We start from the raw sequence: 26,965 nt of genomic DNA, 5'->3' as shown, positions 1-26,965 counted from the left end.
GCCCGGTCAGTTAAAAGCCAAGTCGGCTATGCTGTATAGGCAGTGCCTACGGACAGGAGTTACCAATGAGCCAATATTTTCAGATTCACCCGGAAAACCCTCAGAAACGCCTCATCGATCAGTCGATTGCGATCATTCGTAAAGGCGGTGTGGTTGCTTACCCCACTGATTCGGGCTATGCGCTTGGCTGCCATCTGGGTGAGAAGAAAGCCATTGAGAAGATAAAATGGCTACGTTCACTGGACGATAAACACAACTTCACCCTGGTGTGTTCCGATCTCTCGGAAATTGGCACCTACGCCAAGGTAGATAACGATGTATTTCGGTTGCTGAAAGCCCATACTCCAGGGCCTTACACTTATATTCTGGATGCCTCTTCAGAAGTGCCGCGCCTGCTACTGCATCCCAAGCGTCGCTCCATTGGCGTGCGCGTACCGGATCACCGCATTACCCACGCGTTACTGGCCGCATTAGGCGAGCCGTTGATGAGCGTAACGTTGATTCCGGTGGGCGATGACCTGCCCATGAACGACCCGGAAGAGATCCGCGAGCGTTTTGGCGCCCACCTGGATGCCATTATCGACGGCGGCGCCTGCCATTTAGACCCCACCAGCGTCATCGACCTGCGCGAACTGCCGCCGAAAATCATCCGTGAAGGGCGCGGCGATATTTCTCCTTTCGTCGTCTAAAAACACTTTTCAGAGCAAATCCCTGCTTTTAGCTTTAATGAGCAGGGAATTTGTCTATTTTTCATTATTTGAATGTTCAATGAAAATAAAATATGATCCTAACGGTTCTTTTCGATAATAAATTGTGATCCTTTAAGGCGAGGAATCGCCTCGTCTTTTTGAGATCGCCTAGCCCAGGAGATCATTCAATGACGAAGCCATTCCCTTCTCGCCTCTGCACCCTTGCTGCTCTAGCCAGCCTCACCGCTTTACCGCTGACCAGCCATGCAAATAGTGATGACGCAGAAATATGTGCCCAGGAAGCCTATGCAATGGGCCTGCGCTATCAACAGCAGTCTGCTGAAGCCGCTGCTCTGCAGCGTCAGGGTTTTGCCCTCGCCACCTACCGGCTTGAGGATCAGATTGAGGCGCATGGTGGCAGCGACGACTTGGCGATCATTACCGACCTGGATGAAACGGTGCTGGATAATAGCGCTCTGTTGGTTCGCGACATGCAGGCGTGCCACGACTACACCACCTGGGACACATGGAAGCATTGGGAGCGTGAAGGCGAACCGCGTTTGATGCCGGGTGCCAAAGCGTTCCTGGATTACGCGGATGAGCAGGGCGTGGCCATTTTTTACGTCTCTGATCGCTACCAGGAGAACGAGGCCGACACTATCGCCACCTTGGAAGCGCTAGAGCTACCCCAAGTCTCTGAACAGAGCGTGATGTTGCTGGGGCCTGCCAAGGCAGAACGCCGCGCGGAAGTGGTGGATAACCACACGCTGGTGATGCAGCTGGGTGATTCCCTTCACGATTTCGCGGGTGACTTCGCGGGCGCCGACCTTGACCAGCAGCATGCGCTTGTTGAAGAGAATGCCGAGCGTTTTGGCAACGATTGGATCGTGTTCCCCAACGCTACTTACGGTGCCTGGAGCGAGGCTGAGTTAGACGCCTGGGAAGCCCCGCACGAAGTGGAGTGATCGGTTAGATAACCACTCCATACCGCATTAAATAAACGCTGCGCGCCCCAGATTTGGCTATTTTGTTTGACGATTTAGTTTAGCTGTCTTGGGGCGTGTTTTTGTCTTAGTTCTTGTCTTCGTCACTCTCGTGGCTATTTTCTTGAGCGTCATCTGTTTTGTCGTCGTCCTTCTTGCGCGGGTCTTCGCTGTCTTCATCCAGCCAGGTGCCGCAGCGTAGGCAGTAGCGGGCGCGTTTTTCATGGCGTTCGTGACCGCAGCCGGGGCAGGCTTCTTCGGAGTAACGCTCTTCACGGATCGAGCGAATCACCTGAGCGGAAAATACCCCGGTGGGCACGGCAATGATCGAGTAGCCGAGCAGCATGAGTACCACCGTAATCGATTTACCCAGCGCAGTAGCGGGGACGATGTCGCCATAGCCGACGGTGGTCATGCTGACAATGGCCCAGTACATCGACATCGGAATACTGGTGAAGCCCGCCTCAGAGGATTCGATGGTGTACATCAGCGCCGCGAACAGGGTAATCACCATTAATATGGCGCTAAAAAACAGCAATATCTGGCGCATGCTGCGTTTAAGGGCATCCATTAAAAGACGCGCCTCGCCGACAAACTCCATCAGGCGCAGAATACGAAAAATGCGCAGTACCCGCAGCAAACGTACAATCACCAGACCATGTGCACCGGGCACCAGTAGTACCAGCCAAATGGGCAAAATCGCGATTAAGTCGACGATGCCATAAAAGCTTCTTAAATAGAGTGTCGGCTTTTCCAGGCAGTAAATGCGCAAGATCAGCTCAATGCTGAACAATAGCGTGAAGACCCACTCAAGATAGAAGAATAGGTCGCCGTACCGCTCGGCATAAGTCTCGATACTGCCCAGCATAATGACCGCAACACTGAGTAGAATCGCCACAATCAAGGCGATATCAAAAGCTTTTGCTCCCGGCGTGTCAGACTCAAATATGATATGAAACAGGCGGGTGCGTAGGCCTTCCGCGCCGGGGGTTAAGTTTAAATTCATTGCATCATCCTGAAGTGGACCTCAATGCCGTCCTGAAAAGTGCGCTAGGACCTAGCGTAGCGCGGTTTGGTACGCCAAGCGATGGGCGAGCGCTAACGCCGCTTTACCGTAGGCTGCATTGGGCTGGCCGTCCGCATCGAGCGCGCCAGGCAGCGCCTGGGCATAAGCGCGTGCGGTGGTATCCAGTTCGGGATGTTCGGCGAGAGTGGCCAGCGCCTGCTGGGCATCGTTTAAAAAGCTGGCTTGTTGGCTGTCGTGGTAGGCGTCCAGCGCCAGCGTGGCACGGTGCAGCCACTCTGCCGGGGAGTGCGCTTCGGGTAGCGGCCAGTGTTGGGTGCTAAGGGCATTGCCACGGGCCGCCTTGCTACTGTCCGAGGGTCGCAGGGGTACCTGTTCAGCAAGGGTCAATGCCAGCGCCCACAGAGCTTCAGGCTCGCCGCCTTTTAATTCGAGCTCTGCCTCGCGAATCGGCGTGCGGTAGCCACCGCTAATAATTTCGCCTTCATCCAATACCAGCTCGACATGACTCTCCTGGCCTTGTCCACCCTCTTTTAGCTGCCAGCTACGCCGTGTGAAATCGGTGCTGAGTTGGGGGGCGAGGGCATCTAGCACACTGCTAAGTTCGCCTTGAAAAGGGGGGAGCTTGGCAATTGAAGTGAGATCCAACTGCGGGCCAGCAATCTGCCACTCCCACTCTTCGCGCTGGGAAAGCCCGCCACCACCTTGGCCAGCGGTTTTCACCGTTTGCAGCACCTGGCCGTCTACCTGGCGAAGTCGCAGCGCAATATGTGCTTTCGCCAGATCACCCTGAGGGGTATCAAAGTAGGTATTGGTCAGCGTTTGTTTACGCACGGCGTGTGAAGCGAGATACGGGTGTTGAGTCAGCGCCGCAGGCCCTGTCGGGGCAAGGGCCAGTTTAAGTTCCACTTCCATGGGGTTTGGGCTTTTCATGACGCTAGCCACCTCGTTATCGTGACATTTAAATGAATATTTGATTACATTTGTGAACTTTTCATGACGGCGGCAGGCGCACTCTTTATACTGGCGCCGCCATTTCCAGGCTCCCCGAAAACAGGCTAAAAGGCATTATGGTTACCTCCAATCCTTTTTCTTCGATGTTTGGCCGCTCGCCATTCCAGCCGTTATTGGCCCATATCGTCAAGACGAATGAGTGTGCCGATCAGCTGTTGCCGTTTTTTGAAGCAACCCTGGTTGATGACTGGGACAAAGCGGCTGAGCTGCGCGAAAACGTCACCCGCCTAGAGCATGACGCCGATACGCTGAAAACAGAACTACGGTTGAACCTGCCCAACACCATGTTTCTTCCGGTGTCGCGCTCCGATCTGCTTGATCTGATCAGCGTGCAGGACAAGATCGCCAACAAGGTGCGTGACATTACCGGCATTATGCTGGGGCGTAAAATGCGCGTGCCGGATGAGCTGGCCGCGCCGATGCGCGACTACATTCGAACCAGCGTTGCCTGCGTGGCGCAAGCGCGTCAAGCGCTAGAAGAGCTCAAGGATCTGCTCGAGTCCGGCTTTGGCAAAAATGTCTCGGATGTGATGCAGAAGATGATCCGTGAGCTGCACACCCTCGAACACCAAGCCGACGACCAACAGATCACCATTCGCCGCCAGCTGTTCAAGCTTGAGAGCCAGCTACCACCAGTGGACGTGATCTTTCTCTACAAGATCATTGAATGGGTTGGCGAACTATCCGACCGCGCCGAGCGCGTGGGTAGCCGTCTGCAGATCCTGACTGCCCGCTAAGGGGACTTTCATGCTGATTATTGCCCAGCACGGTGAAATCTTTATCATCCTGGCCTGTTTGTTTGGCTTTTTCATGGCCTGGGGCGTTGGCGCCAACGACGTGGCCAATGCCATGGGAACCTCGGTGGGGTCGAAAGCGATCACCATCAAACAGGCTATCCTGATTGCGGTCATTTTTGAATTCCTGGGTGCCTGGCTAGCCGGTGGCGAAGTTACCAATACGATCCGTAAAGGTATTATCGACCCCGAACTGCTACAGGACGACCCACAATTGCTGGTCTACGGCATGCTGGCAGCCCTGCTGGCGGCGGGAACATGGCTGCTGGTGGCCTCCATGAAAGGCTGGCCGGTTTCCACGACGCACTCGATTGTCGGCGCGATCGTAGGCTTTGCGGTTGCAGGGCTAGGCCCTGCCACGGTGGACTGGGGTGCGGTAGGCAAGATTGCCGCCAGTTGGGTGGTCTCCCCCTTGTTGGCAGGTACCATCGGTTTCGTGCTGTTTAAATCGGTACACCACCTGATTTTCGAGGACGCCAACCCATTCACGGCCGCCAAACGCTACGTACCCGGCTATGTGTTTCTGGTAGGTTTCATCGTTTCGATGGTCACGCTGACCAAAGGGTTATCTCATGTGGGGTTGGACCTAACCTTCAATCAGAGCCTGTTGCTGTCGATCCTGCTGGGCCTGGTGATCATGGGTATTGGCCTGATCATGCAGCGGCGTATCAAGTTCGAGCACAATACCAACGACCACTTCGGCTATGCCAATGTTGAGCGTGTGTTCGGCGTGCTGATGATCTTCACCGCCTGCGCCATGGCCTTTGCCCACGGCTCCAACGATGTGGCGAATGCGGTTGGCCCACTGGCGGCAGTCATCAGCGTGGTGCAAACCGGCGGTGAAATTGGCGGCTCTGCACTGGTGCCCTGGTGGGTGCTGGTACTTGGCGGCAGCGGCATCGTGGTGGGCTTGGTCACCTACGGCCATAAGGTCATCGCTACCGTGGGCACCGGTATTACAGAACTGACCCCCAGCCGTGGCTTTGCCGCTACCCTGGCGGCAGCCACCACGGTGGTGCTGGCCTCGGGCACTGGCCTGCCGATTTCCACCACCCACACCCTGGTCGGCGCGATTCTTGGGGTGGGGCTGGCACGCGGCATGGCGGCTTTGAACCTGCGGGTCATCGGCACGATTGCCATGTCGTGGCTGATCACACTACCAGCAGGCGCTGGCCTGGCGATTCTGTTCTTCTTCATGTTCAAGGGCATGTTCGGTTAACGAATAATAAACAGCACTTGTAAACGTAGTACGCCAAGGCTCGAAAGGCTTTAGAAGCATCTGAGCGATAAGATCACAGCGGCATCTTCATGTTTATCTGCATTAGATCGAGCAGATTTGCATTTGAAGGTGCCGCTGTTTTTCGTGCTCTGGTAAAGTAACTGGAGATTGTTTTTGAAATTGTTTTTGAGATTGTTTCTTTCACCTGCTGCCGGAGAGCGGCCCTTGGATACGCGCTTCCCTTTTGTTGATTGGTTTCGTAACGCTTCCCCCTACATCAATGCCCACCGGGGGCGAACCTTTGTCATCTTAATTGAAGGCGAAGCCATGGCGTCTGGCCGAGGGGAGCAACTGATTCAGGATTTGGCGCTGCTGCATACCCTGGGCGTGCGTTTGGTTGTCGTGTTCGGCATTCGCCCCCAGGTGCATGAAGCGTTGACTGCCGCTGGCGTAGAGCCCACGCGCATCGATGGCCGCTGGGTCGCGGATCGCGCGGTGATGGCTCACGTTGAGCAGGTAGCTGCCCACCAGCGGCTATGGCTTGAAGCACGGCTCTCCCTTGGCCTGCCCAGCACGCCGCTGCACGGTGTGGAACTGAGCGTGATCTCCGGCAACCTAGTGACCGCCAAGCCATTAGGCGTGCGCGAAGGGGTGGATTTCGACCACAGCGGCGAAGTGCGTCGGGTGCGTGCCAGCGCCATTGAAGGCCTGCTGGAAAAAGGCTCGCTGGTGCTGCTGCCGCCGCTAGGGTTCTCCAGTACCGGTGAAGTTTTTGATTTAGACGCCTCTGAAGTCGCTCAACACGCCGCCGTGGCGCTGAAAGCCGATAAGCTGATCTTGCTGGGGGAATCCGAAGGCTTGGAAGATGAGCAGGGCGCGCTGCTGCGCCAGCTTTCGCCAGCGGAGGCCGAGCCGCGTTTAAGCGCCGCAGTGCCAGGCAGCGAGCTAGCCCGCCACTTACAGGCCGCCTGCACCGCCGCACGGGAAGGCGTGGCGCGTACGCACCTGCTTTCCTGGCGCAACCACGATGCCCTGCTGGGTGAGTTGTTCACCCGGGACGGCGTGGGCACCATGATTACCCAGCACCGCTACGAACAGCTGCGCCCGGCCACGCTCAACGATGTAGCGGGTCTGCTGGAACTGCTGGAACCGCTAGAGCGCCGGGGCATGCTGGTAGCGCGCTCCCGTGAACGCCTGGAGCACGAAATCGATGACTACATGGTGATCGAGCGTGACGGTATGGTGATTGGCTGCGCCGCGCTGCATGTATTTACGGATACCAGCATTGCCGAACTCGCCTGCGTGGCGGTGCACGACAGCTACCGCGGTGGCGAGCGGGGCGAGCGCCTGGTGGAGGCCATGGAGCGCCGCGCCCGCCAGCGCGGTTTAACTGAAATCTTCGTGCTGACGACCCACACCGCCCACTGGTTTGTGGAACACGGCTTCCGCGCCGCCAGCCTGGAAGACCTCCCGCCGCTGAAACGCGAAACCTACAACCACGCCCGCAAATCGAAGGTGTTGGTTAAGCAGTTAGCGTAATTCGCTTATTAGCAGATCTGGATTAGCTGGTTTAACGCGGCATTAGCGAAAACAGCTCCGGCTGTTTTTGCGCTTCTTGTTGAATAGTGTCGTCAATCGGTGTGTCGTAGGTTTTGAGCAGGTAACCGAGCACCGAATAAAAACCCACCATGGCGATCAGGTCGATCACTGCTTTGCGTCCGATCGCCTCGGCAAGTTCTGCTTCCTGCTCCTTGGCCAGCATGCGCTCATCGAATAACGCATCCACGGCGTTGACGATAAGACCGTCAACACCTTCGGGAGTACCGCGAATAGCCGTGATCCGGTGTTCGGAGAATCCCAGGGCAAGTGCACGACTAACATGATGGGCCCACTCGTAGGCTGAGCCCATACGTAAACCCGCGCGTAAAATCACCACTTCGGTCAGTTCCGGGCCTAACGCATTCTCCTTAACAACGTGTTGGCGCAAGGGCGCCCACGCTCTAAGCAAGGCCGGGTGATGGGCCATGGTGCGATAAACGTTGAGTGCGCCAGCAAAGCCCTCGCGTAAATCAGGGATCTCCTCAGGCCAGTCGGCATCGGAAATAGGCGGGCAGGGAGAAGAGGGCATGGGTGGGTCTCCTTTCAGATGTTATTGATTGTGTCATCACTCTGCGATGGCGGCGGTTATGGCCTCGGCAATACGCTCAATGATCAGGTCTACTTCGTCAGGCGCAATGATATAGGGCGGAGCCAGCAAGATATGATCACCGTTAATGCCATCAATAGTGCCGCCCATCGGGTAGCTGATCAGGCCACGCGCCATGGCCTGTCGCTTGATCTTGGCGTAAATCTTTCTAGCCGGATCGAAAGGTGTTTTGTTTTCCCTGTCCGCGACAATCTCGATACCGCGAAACAAGCCCCTGCCGCGAATATCGCCCACATGGGGGGATGCGCCGAGCGCCGCTTCAAGGCCGCTCTGTAACCTCGTGCCCATGGCATTGACGTTCGCCAGCGTCTCTGGCCGTGCAATGATCTCAACCACTTTGTTGGCGGCCGCGGCGGCCACAGGGTGGCCAAGATAGGTATGACCATGCTGAAACAGCCCAGACCCATTGGCAAAACTGGCGTAGATGTCGGCCGATAGCATCACCGCGCCGATAGGCTGATAACCGCCGCCCAAACCCTTGGCGATCGTGATGATATCTGGCGTTACCCCATCTTGTTCGCAGGCGAAGACGGTGCCGGTTCTTCCCATGCCGCACATCACTTCGTCGAGGATCAGCAGTACGCCGTATTTATCGCAAATGGCACGCACGCGTTTGAAGTAATCCGCCTCAGAGGCGACCGCCCCTAAGGTGGCACCGACGACAGGCTCGGCAACAAAGGCCATGACTTCTTCAGGGCCAAGTTCCAGAATCTTTGCCTCAAGCTCCTCGGCAAGCCGTGCAGCGTAGGCCTCGGGCGTCTCGTCGGTGCCCTTGTCGCGATACGCATAGCAGGGCGATACATGGTGTGTTTCTGGCAAAATGGGCTGAAACTGCTGGCGCCGCATGGCATTGCCACCGGTTGCCAACGCGCCGATGGTATTGCCGTGGTAGCTCTGGCGTCTGGCAATGATATGCCGTCGCTGGGGCTGATTAATCTCTACAAAGTACTGCCGGGCCATTTTCAGCGCCGCTTCGACGGCTTCTGACCCACCCGACACCAAGTAGACGTAATCCAGCCCTGCGGGGGCTAAATCCACGAGCTTTTCGGCAAGTGCTTCGGCGGCATCGGTAGTGAAAAATGAGGTGTGGGCGTAACAGAGGCTATCGATCTGTGAGCGCATGGCGGCCAGCACTTCCGGGTGGGCGTGTCCTACGCTGGTGACCGCAGCGCCTCCCGAGCCATCCAGATAGCGGCGCCCCGTGGTGTCCGTGATATAGACGCCTTGTGCCGACGCAGCATGAGGCAGTTTCCCGCCGATACCGCGGTGAAGAATACGCGTCATAGCCTCTTTCCCTCATTATCAAACGGTGAGTAATTCATATGACAATGAGATTGGCACACTCACAAAGATGTTTGCAACAAATAAATCATTTAAATATAATGTGAAACATGTAGATCATATATTCACAGAGCCAACCGACTATTTCTTCACAGAGCCAACTACTATGCAGCCGAGCGATTCGCTGAGAGAGCAGATTATTGCCCAGTACGATGCCATGTCTGCGCAGCTGCAACAGGCCGCTCGCTACGTGCTTGAGCATCCGGAGGAAGTGGCGCTGGTGTCCATGCGAGAGGTAGCGCGCCTAGCGGGTGTGCAACCCGCCACCATGACACGGCTTGCCAAATTCTTGGGGTTGCCAGGCTACGATGAACTTCGGGCGCAGTATGCAGCGGTGTTACGTCAGGGGGGCGATGGCTTTGCGGCCAAGGTTCGCCAGCGGGTAGATGAAGGCAGCAGTGAAAGGGGAGTCAGCGATACCGCTTCGCATATGCTTCAAGGGCTGAGTGCCCAGCTTGCTAAGCTCTGCGAACCCGATTCACTACGGCAGCTGGAAGCCACCGCCACTAGGCTGAGATCAGCGAGAAAGGTATACGTGCTGGGTTTACGTTCCTGCCATGCCGTTGCCTGGCATTTCCATTACGTGATGACCCTACTGGGCGAGCGCTCGGTGCATCTGGATGGGCCTGGGTGTACCGGCGGAGATGGGCTAATTCGTGCCACATCTGAGGATGTATTGCTCGTTATCTCCATCAAACCTTATGCAACAGGGACGCTGGAACTGGCCCAACTGGCAAAAGATAAGGGGGTAGGCATTGTTTCCATCACCGATAGTGAAGTGTCGCCGCTGGTGGGGATGTCAGCGCAGACGATTCTATGCCCCACGGAAACCGATAGCTTTTTCCACACGCTAACCCCGGCATTAGCCATTTCCGAAGTGCTGTGCAGCTTATTGGCGGAATTCGACCGGCCTAAGACGCTAGACGCTTTGCAGCAAGCGGATGAACACCTCTCGCATCTCAATACGTATGCGACGGCTATCCCCAGGCGGCAGTGAGAAGCGAGGCCAGTCAGTCATTTTGATCTGGGTAGATCATTACTTAAGCCGACCAGCGTTTTGTCATTTTTTGGCAGTTTTGTTTAATGCGCCGAGACAGGCGCTCTAACAATACATGCTCTGTACCTGGCGTTGCGACCTCCTGTAGGGCCTCCATCACAGAGGGCAAAACGCTGAGAATCTCATCGGCGAGACGTGCGCCTAAGCTCATGAAGTAAGCAGGTTTAAATCCCAGCGCCTGGGCGAGAGACGCAAGGTGTGAGCGTTCGATACTGCCTGGCTGATCAATGCCTGACACTCGAAATGCAAAGCGGTTCGAGAGGCCGCTATAGAGCGTTGTGCACATGAGATCGTAAAACGGGGCTAGTTGAACGCCCTGCGGCGTTTGCAATATAGAGAGGTTTTTGGCGTGGCTGTCATTGTTACCAATAAACAGGTTGAAAAAAAACCACTGCGAAAAACGCAGCAGGTCTTTTGCGGGAACACCCGCCGCCTGAAGTAACTGTCGACACTCAATGAGACCAGGCCCTCCGTCGCTTTCGTATTTGAGGGTGGAAGGTGTCCCTGCTAATTGGCAAATATCTAGCTGGTGATAACGCTGTAAGTTGCCGTGCTCATCATAAAACCGGTCATAGCGCTTAACTAAACAGGCGCGTGTTTGAGGCTGGAAGGTAGCTTCAGCTACCCCTAGCGCTAACGCGGCGGCTAGTTGCATACAGAGCGTTTCATTAAGCGCAGAACACCACACGCCTTTCAAACCACGGATATCCGGTTTCAAAATATGGCTTGAAGGCGCGGCCCCTTCAGGCAGCGCCGGGCTGCCATCAGCGAGTACCATTAGCAGCAGTTTATTTTGAGCGCCCGCTAATGAAATTCGCGCTTGGGGAGCAAGTTGCCCGGTTAATTCACCCTGGGTTTCATTATGCAGAAAGTCGTTTATAGCTTCCCAGTTCGTCTTGCGATAGCTGGCTGGTCGAGGCGTTTCACCTTGCGGGAGTAGGGTGTAGCCACTCGCCGTATCACCGCCAATCGACTTTAAAAGACCAAAAACAGTGGTGGTGTGGTGGCGTAGCTCAATATAGCGACGTAGTTCGCCCTCAGGCAGTAGGTTTTCGAAGTATGCCAGCACACTATCGCCGCTATGTCGTTGTTGAGTCAGCGGTAGCTGGGGCGAAAGGCTATTCGCTTGGTTATTGGCTAGCCACTCCTGAGTATAGTCAAACCGCAACGGCTGAGTGTTATGCAAACGCCCGACATGCAGTTCCCCCCAGAACAGGTCAAGCGCTTCGCTATGGGCGGCCATGGTGATTCCCTTTGCGCTGTATAATCACTTCCAATCCCATTAGATCCAAAACATCGAGTACTTTTTGTAGCTGCAGGGTTGGCTTGCCGCGCTCAAGATCGACGATAAAGCGGTTGCCTGTACCCGCAAGCCCGGCAATATCACTTTGCAGCAATGATTGATCACGCCGGGTTTGTTGAACTAGCTTGCCCAGCTCTTCACTGTTGCGAATACGTTTTGCGCTCTCTATCTGGGAGGTCATAGCGACTGTCCAATAAAATTACCGTACGGTAATGATAGACCATATTAGTGATCAAAACGCTATGATTATTCCCGATCGGTAACTTTCAGTGTTTAGAGAGGCTTTCTGGAAGGAAATATTCCCGAGCGGGAATATTTTGGCGTTGCCGTGATTTTATGTACGGTGCTCTGGCGAAAGGACGACCCAAGGCCGCCCCGTTAAAGTGCGCTATATCTTAATAAGAAACACTTAGGTATTTAAGATAACCCCACCATTCAGGTGCATGGTCTGGCCGCTCATGTAAGAGGACTCTTCGCAGGCCAAATAGACGTACGCCGGCCCCATTTCGCTAGGCTGCCCTGCGCGCTTCATGGGTACCTGGCCACCAAAGGAGGCCACTTTCTCATCCTCAAAGCTGGCGGGAATCAGCGGCGTCCATACCGGCCCTGGCGCTATGGCGTTCACGCGAATGCCACGATCCATCAGCGACATCGCCAACGAACGCACCAGCCCCTGAATAGCGCCCTTGGTGGCGGTGTAATCGATCAGCGTATCGTTGCCCTTAAAGGCATTGATCGATGATGTGGCAATAATGGTGTCACCTTCGCTGAGATGCGGCAGGGCAGATTTGCTCAGATAGAAGTGGCTGAAAATATTGGTCTGGAAGGTGCGCAGCAGTTGGTCATCGGGGATCTCGGTAATGTCATCCCAATCGTACTGCTCGGCGGCGTTGTTGATGACGATATTGATCTTGCCGAAGTGGTCGAGAGTGCGCTTAACGATCTCACGGCAAAACGCTGGCGCTGCCACATCGCCTTTCAAAACCAAACAGCGACGGCCTTCGGCTTCCACCAGCCGCTTGGTCTCTTCTGCATCTTTGGTTTCTTTAAGGTGCACGATCACGCTGTCGGCACCTTCGCGGGCATAGTGAACGGCGACTGAACGTCCTATGCCGCTGTCGCCACCGGTAATAATCGCGACCTTGTCCAGTAACTTATCGGCGCCCCGGTAGCTTTCACGAATGTATTCGGGCTCTGGGCGCATGGCGTGTTCATCACCAGGCTGTTTATCCTGATGCTGGGGTGGTTGGTGTTGATCACTCATGTGCGGTCACTCCATTGTTGGCACAATTTGGTTTGCACATACGGTTAGTCATCGTAAAACATCACTTACTAACCACTGTTTAGGCCCTCGTATCCTCGAGTACCTTCACGCTGTAAACGTAGACCAAGGTAGTAATAACGGCAAACCGGAGGGCGAACGCATAGCGATAAAATGGTTGGTAACCCACAGACGCTGATAGCGTCAGGTTATTAATGCTATCAAGCTTGCCAATATAGCTGGCATGAAGTTGTATTGTTTTAAGTGTTTGTTTTTTAATATATTTTAGTTGTGATTGTGCTGTGGGCTTCCATGGGTGTGAATTGCAAGTTGAAGAGGAAGGGCTACAGTTAAGTCAGCCAGAGATAGGAGGCACCACGAACGCCTCCCACTCTTTCGCTCACCCACCACGGTAAGGAAGAAGCGATGACTCAAGTTCCCGATAAAGACAAGAAAGCCCCTAAAGAGAAGGATGACCACCATGATGAGGCCAATCCGATGCCGGATACTCATCATGTAAACCCGGAGTCCGATGACGATAAAAAGTCAGGCAGGGATACCAAGAAATAATCTATGCAACATTTTTTAGGCCAACGCAAAACAACAAAGGCGCTACTTCCGGTAGCGCCTTTTCTATTAGCGTTAAACCTCTATGTTGATAGAGGACGTTGATACGGCAACGTCACCTAGCGAGGTAGGCAGTAACTGCCCCAATGAGGAGTAGAGGGCCTCAGAGGTTGATGCGGCAACCGCTCGATCCGTCTTTTCCATGGCTTCTTCAGCTTTCTTTAGCTCACGACGAGCTTCTTTATCTTCTTCATTCAGCCGAACCTTAAGTTCGTTAACTGCTTCGCGCAGCGCTTTTTGGGCGTCAGTCAGTACGCCGCGTAGTGCGTGTTCACTAGCGCTGGGGCCATTGGATTTCGAGCGGTTGTCTTCATTCTGAATGAGGTTAGGTAGGCTTGGTAATACGCCGAGCTCGGTGGATTCATCGCTTTCAGGCTCGCCCGCTGCCTTCTCGGCCTCTTGCTCAGCAGCCTTCTCAGCATCATCTTCGGCTGTTTGCGCACTGGCTTCGGCTTGCTGCGCGTCACTGGAAACCGTTGCCTGAGCGCTCTCATCGCCACCCGCCGGGGCCCCCGCTGATTCGGCTCCGCTGGTTTGAGCCACGGCCGGTTGAGCTGCTGTCGTGGGAACTGCTGGCGTTGCAACCACGGACGGGATAGCGGTCATGCCTGCACCACCGCCACCTTGGTTGTTCAACAGCTTAGCTGCACCGGCAAGCTCACGGGCGATGCTCTTGAGCTCCTTGGCCATGTTTTTAAGCTGTTCAGGAGAGGCAAAGGCCATCATGGCTTTCAGCATTTCAATCCGCTGGCGCAGGAAGCCCACTTTATCGGTGGCCTGCTGCTGGGAGGCTTCCTTTGGAGTAGGTAGCGACGCCAAGCTTTCCAGCGCTTCCTGCTGTTTTTTAAGCCGCTTTGTGAACGGGTCGTCTTCAGCAGGCTCGCTCTTTTGGGAGGCAACGCGGGTAGGCGTTAAAAACTGCGGCTTATCCTGGCGCTGGTGAATCAGTGTGAATGACGAAAATCCTATCTTCATGGCGGTATCCTCTCCTCATTGTTAGAAGATATCGACCATTTAACTTAGGACTTTAACCCCCGGTCTTTAACCCCCGGACTTTAAACGCCGCTTAACTTCCACGCTTAGCCTGCCTTCGCCAAGCTTCAGTTTCAGCTTCTGGCCGGGCTGGGTATCTTCCGCGCGGCGAATGATCTGCCCCTGCTCATCCTGGGCAATCGCATAGCCGCGCCCCAGCACCGCCAGCGGGCTGACCGCGTTTAACTCCCGTGCGGCGGCTTTCAAGCGTGCCTGTCGGCTCTCTAACTGGCGCTGCATCGCACTTCCCAAACGGCGCTGTAACTGGCTCACACGCTCGCTTTCTGCACGGTGCAACCGCGCCATATCCTGGCTGGCCAAGCGCCTGCTCAGCTGTGTCACCTGGACTTTCTGCTGGCCGAGCGTTAACTGCATGGCGCGATTCAAGCGCTGCTCAAGGGCGGTTAAGTGCTGGCGCTGACGGTTGAGCTGTTCGCCGGGGTGGCGCAGCTTGGCGCGCAGCGTATCCAGCCGCTGGCTGTCGCGCTCTAACCGTGCCTGCATGGCCCGCTGCAGGCGGCTGTGCTGGTGCTCCAGCTGGCGCTTGAGGGTGTTTTGGTCGGGAACCAAGCGCTCGGCGGCAGCCGATGGGGTAGGCGCGCGCATGTCTGCGGCAAAATCCGCCAGGGTGATATCCACCTCGTGGCCTACCGCCGACATCACCGGTAGCCGGGAGTGAAAAATCGCCCGAGCCAGGTGTTCGTTGTTAAACGCCCAGAGGTCTTCCAGGCTACCGCCACCGCGGGTAATCAGAATCACATCCCGCTCAGGGTCTAGCCGCGCCTGACGGTTAAGCAGCGCCAGCGCCGATATCATCGCCGGGGCGGCTTCGGCACCTTGAACGGGCACCGGAATCAACGTCACGTCCGCCAGTGGCCAGCGCGCTTCCAGCACCGCCAGCACATCACGAATGGCTGCCCCGGTGGCGGAGCTCAAAATCAGCAGCTTACGGGGTGGGAAGGGCAGCGGCCGGGCATTGGCAAACACGCCTTCGCCTTCCAACTGCGCTTTTAAGCGCTCAAAGGCCGCCAGCAGCTCGCCCAGGCCTGCCGCCTGAACGGCATCAGCAATTAGCTGGTAATCGCCGCGGGGTTCAAACAGCGACACCCGCCCGCGCAGCTTGACCTGATCACCGTCGCGCATCGGCGCCGAAACAAACCGTGCCCGCTGACGAAACAGCGCGCAGCGAATCTGCGCCCGGTCATCCTTCAACGTGAAATAAACATGCCCGGAAGCGGGGCGAGAAACGTTAGAGAGTTCGCCCTCCACCCACACCTCGCCCACATCGCGCTCAAGGGTCTGCTTGGCGCGCTGGTTGAGTTGGCTGACGGAGAGTGTTTGGGCGGGTGTTTGGGTCATGGCGGATATCTGAATGCAGGGCACTGTAGCCTAGCATCAAATACTAGCGCTCATCGAATATAGAGCGGGGCAAATTCGTTGCCCCGCAAGCGCTATCGATGCTGAGAACGTCGACGAATCCATTCGCCGGGAAGGGTTAGCAACAAGCAGCAACACATCATTAGCAGCGCAAGAAGAGCAACAGAAGCCATATCAGACCCTGCGTCGGAAATATTGCTGTAAAGCAGGAGCGGTAGCAGGTTGATCTGTGAACCGGTAAGCGCCAGGGCCGTACCATAGGCGCCAAAAGCTACGGCAGCACAAAGGCTCCAGGAGGAGATCAACGCAGGCAGTAACGGCGGTAGGTACACGTCACGAATTTGCTGCCACCGAGAGGCACCAAAGCTTTCGGCCATCACCAGCTGGCGGCGGTCAAGCCCTTGAACCACCGGTAGCATCAGTAACACCACGCGGGGTACCAAGAAGTAGGCATACACCAACACCAATCCCTGTGGGGTATACACAAAGCGGCCAAACCATGCCGGGTCTACGCCCAGCGATGCCAGGGACAGGGTGATAAAGCCTGCCCGCCCCAACAAGAGGATAAAACCATATGCCACAATCAAGCCGCTGAAAATCAGCGGGAGAGAGATCAGCCAGAGAAGAAAAAAGCGTCGCCGTTCCGGCTGATGATAGAGAAACTCAGCAATCACGACACCAACGATGACCGACAAGAGCGCAGTGCTCATTGATAAAGCAACGCTGGTTATTAAGCTTTTAAACACCAGCCCTTCGTCAAGAAGACGAGCACCCGTGATCAAAGGTGACTCAAGCGCTGCAATGATCAGCAGTGTCAGCGGCACCATAAAAAACAGCGTGTAAATAATGCCGCTGGGTAGAACCAGCGGCAAAACGCTAAAAAAGCGCAGGCGAGGCATGGCGTGGCCTTATTGATTAAGGACGTGCTGAGTCCACTGGTGGCTGAGGTCAGCGCTAATGCTTGACGCTTTTTGCACATCCAACGGGCGAATCTGCGGCGCCTCTACCAGCGTGTCGGGCAGCTCGATATCTCCATTGACAGGGCGAACAAATCCTTCCGCAAAGGTACGTTGACCCTCGTCCGACATCACATAGTTCAGCCACAAGCGCCCGGCATTAGGGTTTGGCCCGTTCTTAACCAGCGAAATAGCATACGGCGCTGCCACTGAAGCCTCTTCAGGGATCACCACCGCAGCGTTGTCGCCCATGCCATCGGTAATGCTGGCTTTTAGACCGTCGTTTTCATAGCCGATCCAGATAGGAATTTCACCGCGCACGAACTGCGCATAGGGCGTGGTACCAACCACACGGGCAACATTACCGATGCGGCTCAACTCCGCGAGATAATCGATGCCCGGCGTTAAATTATCGAGATCGCCCCCCATCGCATAATTGGCCGCCAGAGTTAGGACTTGGCCTTGCCCGGTCGAGCGCGGGTCAAGGTACACAATGCTGTTACGGTACTGCTCATCGAGCAGGTCTTCCCAGCTTTGCGGTACTTCATCGACTAACTGCGTATTAACGATAAAGGCCACGTTCAAGGAGTGGATCGTGAACCACTCACCCGCGTCTGCTTTGAAGACATCGGGAATGCTGTCGAAATTGATGGGAGTAAAGGGGCTTAACAGCTCTTTTTCATAGGCATTAATGGCGGAAGAAGCGTAGTAGTAGGCGGTATCGGCCTGGGGGCGGTTGCGGGCCTGCTCCAATGCGACCACGGTGGCACCCGAGCCTAGGTCGTTAAAAACAATTTGAACACCCGGGTAGCGTTCCGTGAAACGGTTGAACTGGCTTTGCCAATTGGCCCAGGTGGGGCCGGTATCAAACGATACAACCAGCCCTTCTTCCTGGGCGGCATCGTAGAGGGCTTGCTCGCCGTCGTAGAGCTCAGCGTCAAGCGTGTTAGCCGCATACGCTGATAAAGGCAGCAGGCTAAGGGCGGAGAGTAGGCAGTAAGCAAAATAGCGTTGCATGGTAGTACCTCAGCGATTGAACAGGTGGATATGAGTGGGAGGAAGCGCCACGTGAGTGATGTGATCCGGCATTGACGCCGACTCAAGCGACAACGTGGTAGTGCCGCAGAGAAGATACTGACGTTGCTGGGCGCCCAGAAACTGCCTCTCTATCACCGTGGCAGGCGCCTGGTTAGCGATATCGCTAGCTGGGTTGGCAATAATGGCTTCGGGACGAATCATGGCGCGTACGGTCTGCCCCGTCGTGAAGGCGTGTGGTGCCACTTCTAAGATGCCCAGGTCGGCGGTTTGAATGCGCTGTGAATCAAGTACCTGAGCGTCGATAAAGTTGGTGCGACCAATGAAACGTGCCACGGCTTCACTAACAGGCTGCGTGTAAAGCTGGTGGGGCGCGCTGTGTTGAAGGAGTTCGCCCTGCTCAAGCACGGCAACGTGATCGCCCAGCATCAGCGCCTCTTCTTGATCATGGGTGATCATCAGCGTGGTGACGCCGAATTGACGCTGTATATGCTTGAGCTCCTGGCGCATTGACTCGCGGCGGGAGGCGTCGAGCGCTGAAAACGGTTCGTCGAGCAGAAGGGCGCGGGGCTCGAATACCAGCGCGCGTGCAATGGCCACGCGCTGCTGCTGGCCACCGGAAAGCTGGGATGGATAGCAATGTTCCAACGCCTCAAGGCCTACATCATGGAGGATCTTGCGGGCGCGTCGGTGGCGCTCTCCCTGGCGAACACCTTTAACCTTAAGCGGGTAGGCGACGTTGCCAAGCACTGTCATATGGTTGAAAAGCACATAATCCTGCAGCACGATTCCCAGCCCGCGCTCGCCGCATGAGAGCTGGGTAACATCCTGATGATCAAGTAGAACGCGCCCTTGAAGCGGGGTGAGGAAGCCCGCGATAAGCTGTAAAAGCGTACTTTTTCCCGATCCGCTGGCACCCACCACCACAAGAAATTCGCCCGTTTCTACCTGCAGGTTGATGTCGTGAACACCCACGCTGCTATGGGGGTAGTGGAACTGGATGTTTTCTAGCGCAATCATTGCGGTAACTCCCGGGAAGAGGATCGGCCCAGCCGCCACTGCACCAGGGTGGAAAACAGCGAGAACAGCAGTGCGAGTGAAAGCAGGAAAAGCGTTGCGGCGCAGGCGAAGCCTGTGGTGCGGTAAAACGCTTGGATCAACACCACTGGGTAGGGCTGGGTCATAAAACCTGAAATCAGGTTGCTCAGCTCAAACTCGCCAATGGACAGCGCCGCAACCGTTAAGCTGCCGGTGAATACCGAGCGATATACCAGTGGCAAATAGAGGTGCACAAAACGTTGCCACTCGGCTGCCCCAAGGGACTGGGCCATGCGTTCATACGCCTTGAGGGGAGAGGCCTCGATATCGGCATATACGGTGTAGAAAAGGTAGGGGAAGGTAACCACCACATGGCCTGCTACCAGCAGCCAGGGGCTACCCAACCAGGGCAGCATGGCGGTACTAAAGGCCAAAATGAAAGCAAAGCCTATGACCAACTGGGGAACGGCTACTGGCAGCATGACCAGAAGGCGCGTGATGCTCTGCGCCACGGCAGGGAACTTGAGCGTGACGCCATACACCAGTGGTACGACGAGTAATATATTGATCAGGCAGGTGGTCAAGGCCAGCTTGAAGGTCGTTACCATCGCATTTCGATAGGTGGCGTCTTCCCATACCGTGATAAACCAGCGCCAAGTTAGCCCCTCAGGTAGCAGCGTGTTGCTCCAATGATCACCGAAAGCGCCTATAAGCAGGAGTACGATAGGGGCCAGCAAGTAAACCAAGTAACCATAAGTGATCAATCGCATGTCTGCCCCCTAACCACGATTAAATATAAATGACCATAATGTAAGAATTTGATCGTTTGTTGATGTATTCATGACGGTTGTGTGACTCCCCATAGGTAGGAAGCCGTGAGGCGCAGGGCTTCCTCTACGCTGCTGACAGGTGTAATGCCTTCAGCAGTGGGGGCGTCCGGAAAGGTGAGTACAGGCTTGTCAAAATGGCGGCCAAAGGCCACCTCGGTGTGGGTGCCCAAGCTTCCGCCAACGGCGATCAGCAGCACACTGGCTCGGGCGATAAGCACGTTGCGTGCCTCGCCCAAGCCGCTGGCAATAGGTAGGGTAACCCAAGGATTGGCAGCCTCTGCGTGGGTATCGGGAAGCAGGCCGATGACCTCGCCTCCTTGGAGTGCGGCTCCCTTGCTGGCCGCTTCCATAACGCCGCCCCGGCCACCGCATAACAGCGGAATGCCCAGCTCGGCCAGCCCCGAGCCTAAGGCATAGGCTATTTCAAGCTGGCGCTGGGTGGCCTCGCGAGGCCCAATCACGCCCACCGGAGGCCGCTGCATCGGCGTATTGCTGTGCTTCAGCGCAATCAGCGCTTCGCGGGGCAAACAAGGGGATTGCAGCACGGCTGGCCAGTCGGCCTCGCCAAGCGGACGCATTTTGGGCAACAGAGGCTCACCTGCGTGGGTCATGATACGCTGGCATTCATCAAGATAAATTTGTAATGTATGAGTCATGATTTTGATCAAAATGTAAGAATTTGATCGTTATGGTCGCGCCCCGCTGTGTCAATTTGATGACGGACGGTCGCAAGGCCGGATTTTTTATCAGGGGATTGTTTGTTACCGATGACTGACCTAGCGCATTTGAACCCACGCCATCGCGAGCTAATTGCCTTGGTTGAATTGCATGGGCATGCCTCGATCGAATTTCTTGCCCAGCGGCTCAACTGCTCCGCTCAAACCGTGCGGCGCGATATTCGTAAACTGTGTGACGCCAACGTACTCCAGCGTTTTCGGGGCGGGGCTCGGATCGAAAAACCCCAGGTTAGGCTTGGCTACGCCACCAAACAGGATTCGCAGCAGGTAGAGAAGGGGCGTATGGCGACCCTGGCGGTATCGCAGTTGCAGGAAGGTGAAGCGCTGTTTCTGGATACGGGCACAACCTGCGATCATGTTGCACGCGAGCTGTTGAACTACCGTAAAAGGCTGCACGTGGTCACTCATAACCTAACGGCCGCGCTGACGCTCGCTGCCCAGCATCAGTTGTTCGATATTCATGTGGTGGGCGGAAAGGTGGCGGGACGGGATGGGGCGCTGACTGGGTCGCGCACCATCAAAGAGCTGACCAGCTATCGGCTGGATGTGGCGATGATTTCCGTTTCAGGCATAGATGCAGAGGGTTACCTGCTCGACTTCGACAGTGAAAAAATAGAAGTAAAACAAACCATGATGCGCCACGCTGGCCGTAAAGTGCTGCTGATGGGATCAGCGAAATTATGTCAGCGCGGTATCCAGCGTGTTACTCATCTTGATGAGTTTGATCAAGTGATTTGTGATGTACCTGCACCCGAAGAAATTCAGGCGCTCATGACCTACCCTGAGCGTTGGCAAGAAGCTTTATAGGCTCGCTGGTTGAGTTGGCTGACGGAGAGTGTAGCGGGCGTTGGTGCGTTCATTGCTGTCCCTTGCTTTAGGGAATCCGGGAATCTTTACGGCTAGTCGAGTAAAGTGGTGTCGTTACTTCAAAGTATCATTGTATTACCGAGGGAATCACGAGGAAATGCTATGAGCCACCAGCTTACATCGCTGATCGCTTTTTACCGTGGCGAGGCACCGGATCATAAAGGGCGCTATATCAATGCCATTTGGGCTTTGTCGCACTTCTGGCTGGAGCACACCCATGATTATATTCAATGGCTTTTTCCCATTCCCGAGGCTGGACGTTTTAACGGTTTTGCTCCGCGGCTGACCGATGTCGAGCGTGACATATTTCAAGACGATAGTGCGTTACGTGAGCAACAGCGAGTCTCGCTGGATGTCATGCTGAGTTTTTTGGGTTTAACTCGGGATGGGCTCACCATTACTGCCCAGCCGAGCCTCAATATCCGCGAGCATATTTGGCTCAAAGCAGGCGGGCATAATCACCTACGTATCTCGCGGATGATTCGTTCGTTGGCGCTTTGCCATCAGTACGATCTGGCGCTGGCTTTACAGGAAGCGGTGATACGTATTGGTGCCGAGCAGGGCATCGTTTCAGATGCCTCGATCCAGTATTGGAGCGAGGCACATAAGGAGTAGCCTGTATTATTCGGATATTGTTACTGGCATGCCGCAATAATGGTAAAGCCGTAAAGCCTTACGTCTGGCGTTCCCTCTACGAGGCAGCCTCTTCGGCGTGATGTGGTCACCGGGTCTGTCAGTGGCTGGAAGTAGCTGAAGTGGTAGCTCGCGTATAACTGAGATACGATCCTTTCGTGTGTTGCAGAGCAGAGTGCTTCCCATTGATCCGTATTGCCCTTTTGTCTGTTATCCACATGCAGGTAGAGGGCGATAGGTAGCTTGATAACCTTCTTCTTTAGTGCTTTTCCCAGGCTTGTTTCATCAAGCTCGATGAGCTGATTGACGGCTTTCTGCCATGGGCGAACGAGTCGCTGTGTCGTTGTTGCGTATTCTTCACCAGGTTGACGACCATTCACAGAAGCACGAATGACTTTTAGTTCGACGAGAAAGCTGGTGCTGCGATAGTCGAAAATGATATCCACTCGGCCTTTGCCGCTGGCTTCATCTGTCTGACGAGATACCTGTACTTCAGTGGCAATGTGGCCAATCTGGCTATTAAAGCCATCACTGAGCAGCGCCTTGATAAAGGTACCGTAGAGTTCCCGCTCATTGGGAATACGCGTATTGCGAATGAAATGACGCGTATCTGGGTCGTCAAGCGCTTCCCCGAAAGCACTGCATAACGTCACCATCATATCGCGCGAAACACGTGCCCCCGTGATGTTATCTGGATTGCTGTAGTAGAGCTGCCTAGGTTGGTCTGCCATTCTTGTCCCCTTTTATTAATAATAATCAGCATGATACACCCCATAACCTCACCATCACACTCAAGGGTTTGCTAGGCACGATGGGTGAGTTGGTTGACGGTGAGGGCCTGGGGAATAGGGGAGGCCATAGACTTAAGCGCGCTCAATCAGAAAACGTTTGAGGGCGGCAGGATCAGGCACGCCCTGAATCACTTCGCCATCGATGACCAAGGTAGGCACCGACTGGATAAGCGCTTCTTCTACCGAGTGGCGCTGGGCCATCTGGTGCTGCTCGCGGTAGCGGCCTTCGGCCAGCGCATCGAGCACCGCTTGGCGCTCCAGGCCTACCGACTCACCAATATCCGCCAGCACTTCCGGGTCGCCGATATCGCGCTCCTGCTGGAAGAACGCTTTCAGCGCTGCCATGGAGTAGGCGTGGCCCAAGCCTTGCTCTTCGGCCATGGCAAACACTTCAAAGGCTTTGTCGGTGCGCGGCTGCGGCGAAATATTGGGCAGCTTGATGGGCACGCCGAGCTTTTTGGCCATGGGATAAACCGAATCCTGCCATATCTTAGGCAAGTAAGGGTCTTCCACCTTCAACGTGGGCACCGGGGCAGGGCGCAGCTCGAAGGGCCGCCAGCGGATTTCCACATCCATACCGTCGGTTGCCTGAACAATGGCCTCTTCGGCTAGCAGGCAGAAGGGGCAAACGTAATCGGTGTAAACAATAATCTGTTGAGACAAAAAGCCCCCTTGAACAGTAAAAATGGCCAGCTATCAGCCTAACAGCATACGTCATTAGCATTTGGTATAAGCACAAAAGCCTGACTGCATTGCTGGAAAGGCCCTCAAAACGCTATAATAGGCGATTAACCTTTCACGCCCCACTTCCTCTCAATCAGGGTGTTGCCGCTATGCTACGTATGGCCCAAGAAGCACTAACGTTCGATGACGTTCTCCTCGTTCCCGGCTTCTCCGATGTCCTTCCCAAGGATGTCAGCCTCAAAACCCGCCTGACCCGCAATCTTTCGCTCAATATTCCGCTCCTCTCTGCCGCGATGGACACCGTCACCGAAGCGCGTCTAGCGATTGCAATGGCCCAGGAAGGCGGCATCGGCATCATCCATAAGAGCATGGCCATGGCCCAGCAAGCCGCTGAGGTGCGCAAGGTCAAAAAGCACGAAAGCGTGATTGTGAAAGACCCGGTCACCGTTAGCCCGAAAGCCAAGCTCGAAGACCTGCTTGCCATGGCCCGTGAATACGGCTTCTCCGGTTTCCCCGTGGTAGAAGGCGAAACCCTGGTGGGTATCGTGACTGAGCGTGACATGCGCTTCCAGCCTAACCACGGCGACAGTGTAGAAGCGATCATGACGCCGCGCGACCGGCTGGTTACCGTCAAAGAGGGTACCGACCTCGAAACCAGCAAAGCCAAAATGCGCGAACATCGTATCGAGAAAATGCTGATTGTGGATGACGAGTTCCACCTGCGTGGCCTGGTTACCTTCCAGGATATCGAAAAAGCCCGCACCTACCCAATGGCCGCCAAAGACAGCGACGGCCGTTTGTTAGTCGGCGCAGCGGTCGGCACCGGCCCGGAAACCCCGGATCGCGTGGCCGCCCTGGCTGAAGCAGGCGTGGACGTGATCATTGTCGATACCGCCCATGGCCACTCCCAAGGCGTTCTCGACCGCGTTCGCTGGATCAAAGAGCACTTCCCGCAGATTCAAGTGATTGGCGGCAACATCGCCACCGCTGGTGCAGCCCGGGCGCTGGCCGAAGCAGGTGCGGATGCCGTTAAAGTCGGTATCGGCCCTGGCTCAATCTGCACCACGCGTATTGTTGCTGGCGTTGGCGTACCGCAAATTACCGCGGTTTCCAACGTGGCCGAAGCGCTCAAAGAGTACGACATTCCGCTGATTGCCGATGGCGGCGTGCGCTACTCTGGTGATTTGGCCAAGGCGATTGCCGCTGGCGCCAGCGCCGTAATGGTCGGCGGCCTGCTGGCTGGTACCGAAGAAGCTCCCGGCGAAGTCGAGCTTTACCAGGGCCGTACCTACAAAGCCTACCGTGGCATGGGTTCCATGGGTGCCATGTCGCAGAGCCAGGGCAGCGCCGACCGCTACTTCCAGGATAAGAGCGAAGGCGCCGAGAAGCTGGTGCCGGAAGGCATTGAAGGCCGCGTTCCCTATAAAGGCATGATGAGCGCCATCGTTCACCAGTTGATGGGTGGCCTGCGCGCCTCCATGGGCTACACCGGCTGCCGCGATATTCAGGAAATGCGCACCAAGCCGGAGTTCGTACAAATTACCGGCGCTGGATTTAACGAATCCCACGTCCACAACGTGCAGATCACCAAAGAAGCTCCCAACTACCGGGTGAGCTAACCAGCAAGATTAGTTATATGGCGCGGCGGGCATTGCCCCGCCGCTTGCTTTTTGGCCTTACCAGCGGCACCCACACCGCTTAACCGAGACCCCGCCATGAGTGACATTCACGCCCATAAGATTTTGATTCTCGACTTCGGCTCGCAGTACACCCAACTGATCGCCCGCCGAGTTCGCGAGATCGGCGTCTATTCCGAAGTCCGCGCGTTTGATATCACCGAAGAAGAGATCCGCGAGTACAACCCCAACGGCATTATCATGGCCGGTGGCCCGGAATCCGTGACGGAACTGGACTCCCCGCGTGCGCCCCAGTGCGTGTTTGAGATGGGCCTGCCGGTGTTTGGTATCTGCTACGGCATGCAGACCATGGCCGAGCAGCTGGGCGGTAAGGTTGAAGGCTCCAATCAGCGTGAATTCGGCTACGCGCAGATTCAAATCGACGAAAATAACGCGCTGTTTAAAGACATCAAAGACCATGTGGACGCTAAAAGCGGCAAAGCCCTGCTGGACGTATGGATGAGCCACGGCGACAAGGTGGCCCAAGCGCCCACCGAGTTCACCGTGACCGCTTCCACGCCGAGCTGCCCGATTGCCGCCATGGCCTGGGAAGAGAAACAGTTTTACGGCGTACAGTTCCACCCGGAAGTGACCCACACCCTGCAGGGCCAGCGCATTCTTGAGCACTTCGTGCTGGATATCTGTAAAGCCGAAAAGCTATGGACGCCCGCGCAAATCATCGAAGACCAGGTTCAGCGTGTGCGCGAGCAAGTGGGCGACCGCCACGTACTGCTCGGCCTTTCCGGCGGTGTGGATTCCTCTGTAGTTGCTGCGTTGCTGCACAAAGCGATTGGCACCCAGCTGACCTGCGTATTCGTCGACAACGGCCTGCTGCGTAAAGCGGAAGGCGACCAGGTAATGGAAACCTTCGCCAAGCACATGGGCGTTAAGGTGATCCGCGTAGACGCCGAAGACCTATTCCTCGGCAAGCTGAAAGGCGAGAAAGACCCGGAAGCCAAGCGCAAAATCATCGGCAACACCTTTATCGACGTGTTCGATGAAGAAGCCAGCAAGATCGAAGGCGTTGAGTTCCTGGCCCAGGGCACCATCTATCCGGACGTGATTGAATCCGCCGCCTCTAAAACCGGCAAAGCACACGTGATCAAATCCCACCACAACGTAGGTGGCCTGCCGGAAACCATGAAGCTCAAGCTGGTTGAGCCGCTGCGCGAACTGTTCAAAGACGAAGTGCGCAAACTCGGCCTGGAACTCGGCTTGCCCTACGATATGGTCTACCGCCACCCGTTCCCTGGCCCCGGCCTGGGCGTGCGCATCCTCGGCGAAGTGAAGAAAGAGTACGCCGATATCCTCCGCGATGCCGACGCCATCTTCATCGAAGAGCTGCGCGCCTCTGGCTGGTACGAAAAAACCAGCCAGGCGTTTGCCGTGTTCCTACCGGTGAAATCCGTAGGCGTAGTAGGCGACGGCCGCCGCTACGAATGGGTCATCGCACTACGCGCGGTAGAAACCATCGACTTCATGACCGCCCGCTGGGCCCACCTTCCCTATGAGCTGCTGGAAAAAGTCTCCAACCGGATTATCAATGAGTTGGAAGGGGTTTCGCGGGTGACTTATGATGTCTCCAGTAAGCCGCCTGCTACTATTGAGTGGGAGTGATTATTAGATATTGGTTTTTCAAAAGCTCATCTTACGATGGGCTTTTTTATATCTAGTCAAGATGTCGAATATTCAAGTTTATATATAACAGCTGATTTTGGTATGAACGTCCCTCAGTTTGTGCATGATAAGAATGCTGTCGAAAATACTAATAAATTGAATAATAAATGCACT

General features: G+C 55.6%; 27 protein-coding genes. 11 read left to right on the top strand and 16 right to left on the bottom strand.

Going from position 1 to position 26,965, the window contains the following annotated elements; all coding sequences use genetic code 11:
* Positions 1–65 precede the first annotated feature (65 nt).
* Together AC4EYZ_RS07530 and AC4EYZ_RS07525 are read left to right on the top strand one after the other, a co-directional pair.
* Complete coding sequence (locus tag AC4EYZ_RS07530) at positions 66–689, top strand: L-threonylcarbamoyladenylate synthase (protein ID WP_233975493.1); 624 nt, start codon at positions 66–68, stop codon at positions 687–689.
* A 188-nt stretch (positions 690–877) separates the two neighbouring features.
* Complete coding sequence (locus AC4EYZ_RS07525) at positions 878–1,654, top strand: 5'-nucleotidase, lipoprotein e(P4) family (protein ID WP_022519942.1); 777 nt, start codon at positions 878–880, stop codon at positions 1,652–1,654.
* 106 nt (positions 1,655–1,760) lie between these two features.
* Here AC4EYZ_RS07525 and AC4EYZ_RS07520 read toward each other — a convergent pair whose 3' ends face one another.
* Both AC4EYZ_RS07520 and AC4EYZ_RS07515 read right to left on the bottom strand, forming a co-directional pair.
* The gene (locus AC4EYZ_RS07520) at positions 1,761–2,678 is read right to left on the bottom strand and encodes an ion transporter (RefSeq protein WP_190373947.1); all 918 of its coding nucleotides are present in this window, start codon (positions 2,676–2,678) and stop codon (positions 1,761–1,763) included.
* A 51-nt stretch (positions 2,679–2,729) separates the two neighbouring features.
* Positions 2,730–3,629 carry a CYTH domain-containing protein gene (locus tag AC4EYZ_RS07515; protein WP_443603723.1) on the bottom strand — a complete coding sequence of 300 codons (900 nt, stop codon included), beginning with the start codon at positions 3,627–3,629 and terminating at the stop codon, positions 2,730–2,732.
* Positions 3,630–3,766: 137 nt separating this feature from the next.
* Here AC4EYZ_RS07515 and AC4EYZ_RS07510 point away from each other — a divergent pair, with 137 nt between their 5' ends.
* From AC4EYZ_RS07510 to argA, 3 genes are all read left to right on the top strand, one after another.
* Positions 3,767–4,447, top strand: a complete 681-nt coding sequence (locus AC4EYZ_RS07510) for a TIGR00153 family protein (protein ID WP_009286796.1) — start codon at positions 3,767–3,769, stop codon at positions 4,445–4,447.
* A 10-nt stretch (positions 4,448–4,457) separates the two neighbouring features.
* Positions 4,458–5,723 (top strand): inorganic phosphate transporter, encoded by a 1,266-nt coding sequence (locus AC4EYZ_RS07505; RefSeq protein ID WP_027957338.1) that lies wholly within the window; start codon positions 4,458–4,460, stop codon positions 5,721–5,723.
* Positions 5,724–5,948: 225 nt separating this feature from the next.
* Entirely contained in the window at positions 5,949–7,262 is a 1,314-nt protein-coding gene (gene argA / locus AC4EYZ_RS07500; protein WP_161463348.1) for an amino-acid N-acetyltransferase, read from the top strand.
* Between the two features lie 31 nt (positions 7,263–7,293).
* Here the strand turns inward: argA and AC4EYZ_RS07495 are convergent, their stop codons facing one another.
* Positions 7,294–7,851: a carboxymuconolactone decarboxylase family protein gene (locus AC4EYZ_RS07495; RefSeq protein ID WP_161463260.1), complete on the bottom strand. Its 558-nt coding sequence runs from the start codon at positions 7,849–7,851 to the stop codon at positions 7,294–7,296.
* A gap of 36 nt (positions 7,852–7,887) precedes the next feature.
* Positions 7,888–9,213 carry an aspartate aminotransferase family protein gene (locus AC4EYZ_RS07490; protein ID WP_490204209.1) on the bottom strand — a complete coding sequence of 442 codons (1,326 nt, stop codon included), beginning with the start codon at positions 9,211–9,213 and terminating at the stop codon, positions 7,888–7,890.
* A 163-nt stretch (positions 9,214–9,376) separates the two neighbouring features.
* On the opposite strand from AC4EYZ_RS07490, the gene AC4EYZ_RS07485 reads away from it, so the two are divergent.
* The gene (locus AC4EYZ_RS07485) at positions 9,377–10,267 is read left to right on the top strand and encodes a MurR/RpiR family transcriptional regulator (RefSeq protein WP_474192288.1); all 891 of its coding nucleotides are present in this window, start codon (positions 9,377–9,379) and stop codon (positions 10,265–10,267) included.
* A gap of 43 nt (positions 10,268–10,310) precedes the next feature.
* On the opposite strand, the gene AC4EYZ_RS07480 is transcribed toward AC4EYZ_RS07485, so the two are convergent.
* The 3 genes from AC4EYZ_RS07480 to AC4EYZ_RS07470 all read right to left on the bottom strand — a co-directional run bounded on the left by AC4EYZ_RS07480 (position 10,311) and on the right by AC4EYZ_RS07470 (position 12,894).
* Positions 10,311–11,570: a type II toxin-antitoxin system HipA family toxin gene (locus AC4EYZ_RS07480; protein WP_278369990.1), complete on the bottom strand. Its 1,260-nt coding sequence runs from the start codon at positions 11,568–11,570 to the stop codon at positions 10,311–10,313.
* The gene (locus tag AC4EYZ_RS07475) at positions 11,557–11,811 is read right to left on the bottom strand and encodes a helix-turn-helix domain-containing protein (protein ID WP_041157636.1); all 255 of its coding nucleotides are present in this window, start codon (positions 11,809–11,811) and stop codon (positions 11,557–11,559) included. The genes AC4EYZ_RS07480 and AC4EYZ_RS07475 overlap by 14 nt, the downstream gene beginning before the upstream one ends.
* Positions 11,812–12,039: 228 nt before the next feature.
* Positions 12,040–12,894 (bottom strand): SDR family oxidoreductase, encoded by an 855-nt coding sequence (locus tag AC4EYZ_RS07470; protein ID WP_474192289.1) that lies wholly within the window; start codon positions 12,892–12,894, stop codon positions 12,040–12,042.
* Between the two features lie 423 nt (positions 12,895–13,317).
* Here AC4EYZ_RS07470 and AC4EYZ_RS07465 point away from each other — a divergent pair, with 423 nt between their 5' ends.
* Positions 13,318–13,461, top strand: coding sequence for a hypothetical protein (locus tag AC4EYZ_RS07465; protein ID WP_474192290.1), 144 nt, complete (start codon positions 13,318–13,320; stop codon positions 13,459–13,461).
* 72 nt (positions 13,462–13,533) lie between these two features.
* On the opposite strand, the gene AC4EYZ_RS07460 is transcribed toward AC4EYZ_RS07465, so the two are convergent.
* The 7 genes from AC4EYZ_RS07460 to AC4EYZ_RS07430 all read right to left on the bottom strand — a co-directional run bounded on the left by AC4EYZ_RS07460 (position 13,534) and on the right by AC4EYZ_RS07430 (position 20,442).
* Entirely contained in the window at positions 13,534–14,493 is a 960-nt protein-coding gene (locus tag AC4EYZ_RS07460) for a hypothetical protein (protein ID WP_474192291.1), read from the bottom strand.
* Between the two features lie 66 nt (positions 14,494–14,559).
* On the bottom strand, positions 14,560–15,909 hold the full coding sequence (gene xseA, locus AC4EYZ_RS07455; protein WP_490204208.1) for an exodeoxyribonuclease VII large subunit: 1,350 nt from the start codon (positions 15,907–15,909) through the stop codon (positions 14,560–14,562).
* A gap of 92 nt (positions 15,910–16,001) precedes the next feature.
* Positions 16,002–16,826 carry an ABC transporter permease gene (locus AC4EYZ_RS07450; RefSeq protein WP_474193184.1) on the bottom strand — a complete coding sequence of 275 codons (825 nt, stop codon included), beginning with the start codon at positions 16,824–16,826 and terminating at the stop codon, positions 16,002–16,004.
* A gap of 9 nt (positions 16,827–16,835) precedes the next feature.
* Positions 16,836–17,900, bottom strand: coding sequence for an extracellular solute-binding protein (locus AC4EYZ_RS07445; RefSeq protein ID WP_474193185.1), 1,065 nt, complete (start codon positions 17,898–17,900; stop codon positions 16,836–16,838).
* Positions 17,901–17,909: 9 nt separating this feature from the next.
* Positions 17,910–18,938: an ABC transporter ATP-binding protein gene (locus AC4EYZ_RS07440; protein ID WP_041157641.1), complete on the bottom strand. Its 1,029-nt coding sequence runs from the start codon at positions 18,936–18,938 to the stop codon at positions 17,910–17,912.
* A complete protein-coding gene (locus AC4EYZ_RS07435) occupies positions 18,935–19,726 on the bottom strand; it encodes an ABC transporter permease (protein WP_190373939.1) in 792 nt (263 codons plus the stop codon). Before AC4EYZ_RS07435 ends, AC4EYZ_RS07440 begins: the two co-directional genes overlap by 4 nt.
* 68 nt (positions 19,727–19,794) lie before the next feature.
* Complete coding sequence (locus tag AC4EYZ_RS07430; RefSeq protein WP_474192521.1) at positions 19,795–20,442, bottom strand: SLOG cluster 4 domain-containing protein; 648 nt, start codon at positions 20,440–20,442, stop codon at positions 19,795–19,797.
* Positions 20,443–20,553: 111 nt separating this feature from the next.
* On the opposite strand from AC4EYZ_RS07430, the gene AC4EYZ_RS07425 reads away from it, so the two are divergent.
* Both AC4EYZ_RS07425 and AC4EYZ_RS07420 read left to right on the top strand, forming a co-directional pair.
* A complete protein-coding gene (locus AC4EYZ_RS07425) occupies positions 20,554–21,330 on the top strand; it encodes a DeoR/GlpR family DNA-binding transcription regulator (RefSeq protein ID WP_474192522.1) in 777 nt (258 codons plus the stop codon).
* A 162-nt stretch (positions 21,331–21,492) separates the two neighbouring features.
* The gene (locus AC4EYZ_RS07420; RefSeq protein WP_474192523.1) at positions 21,493–22,005 is read left to right on the top strand and encodes an opioid growth factor receptor-related protein; all 513 of its coding nucleotides are present in this window, start codon (positions 21,493–21,495) and stop codon (positions 22,003–22,005) included.
* A gap of 20 nt (positions 22,006–22,025) precedes the next feature.
* Here the strand turns inward: AC4EYZ_RS07420 and AC4EYZ_RS07415 are convergent, their stop codons facing one another.
* Together AC4EYZ_RS07415 and AC4EYZ_RS07410 are read right to left on the bottom strand one after the other, a co-directional pair.
* Positions 22,026–22,754 carry a hypothetical protein gene (locus AC4EYZ_RS07415; protein WP_009286809.1) on the bottom strand — a complete coding sequence of 243 codons (729 nt, stop codon included), beginning with the start codon at positions 22,752–22,754 and terminating at the stop codon, positions 22,026–22,028.
* A gap of 132 nt (positions 22,755–22,886) precedes the next feature.
* Positions 22,887–23,477: a DsbA family oxidoreductase gene (locus AC4EYZ_RS07410; protein ID WP_039858764.1), complete on the bottom strand. Its 591-nt coding sequence runs from the start codon at positions 23,475–23,477 to the stop codon at positions 22,887–22,889.
* Between the two features lie 170 nt (positions 23,478–23,647).
* Between AC4EYZ_RS07410 and guaB the strand changes: the two genes are divergently transcribed.
* Entirely contained in the window at positions 23,648–25,117 is a 1,470-nt protein-coding gene (guaB, locus tag AC4EYZ_RS07405) for an IMP dehydrogenase (RefSeq protein ID WP_474192524.1), read from the top strand.
* A gap of 96 nt (positions 25,118–25,213) precedes the next feature.
* Positions 25,214–26,791, top strand: coding sequence for a glutamine-hydrolyzing GMP synthase (gene guaA / locus AC4EYZ_RS07400; protein ID WP_490204207.1), 1,578 nt, complete (start codon positions 25,214–25,216; stop codon positions 26,789–26,791).
* Positions 26,792–26,965: the final 174 nt, after the last annotated feature.

The organism is Vreelandella sp. 162(4c) (genome assembly GCF_058152265.1).
The sequence above is the reverse complement of the archived record's forward strand: the minus strand, read 5'-3'. Positions and strand labels throughout refer to the sequence as shown.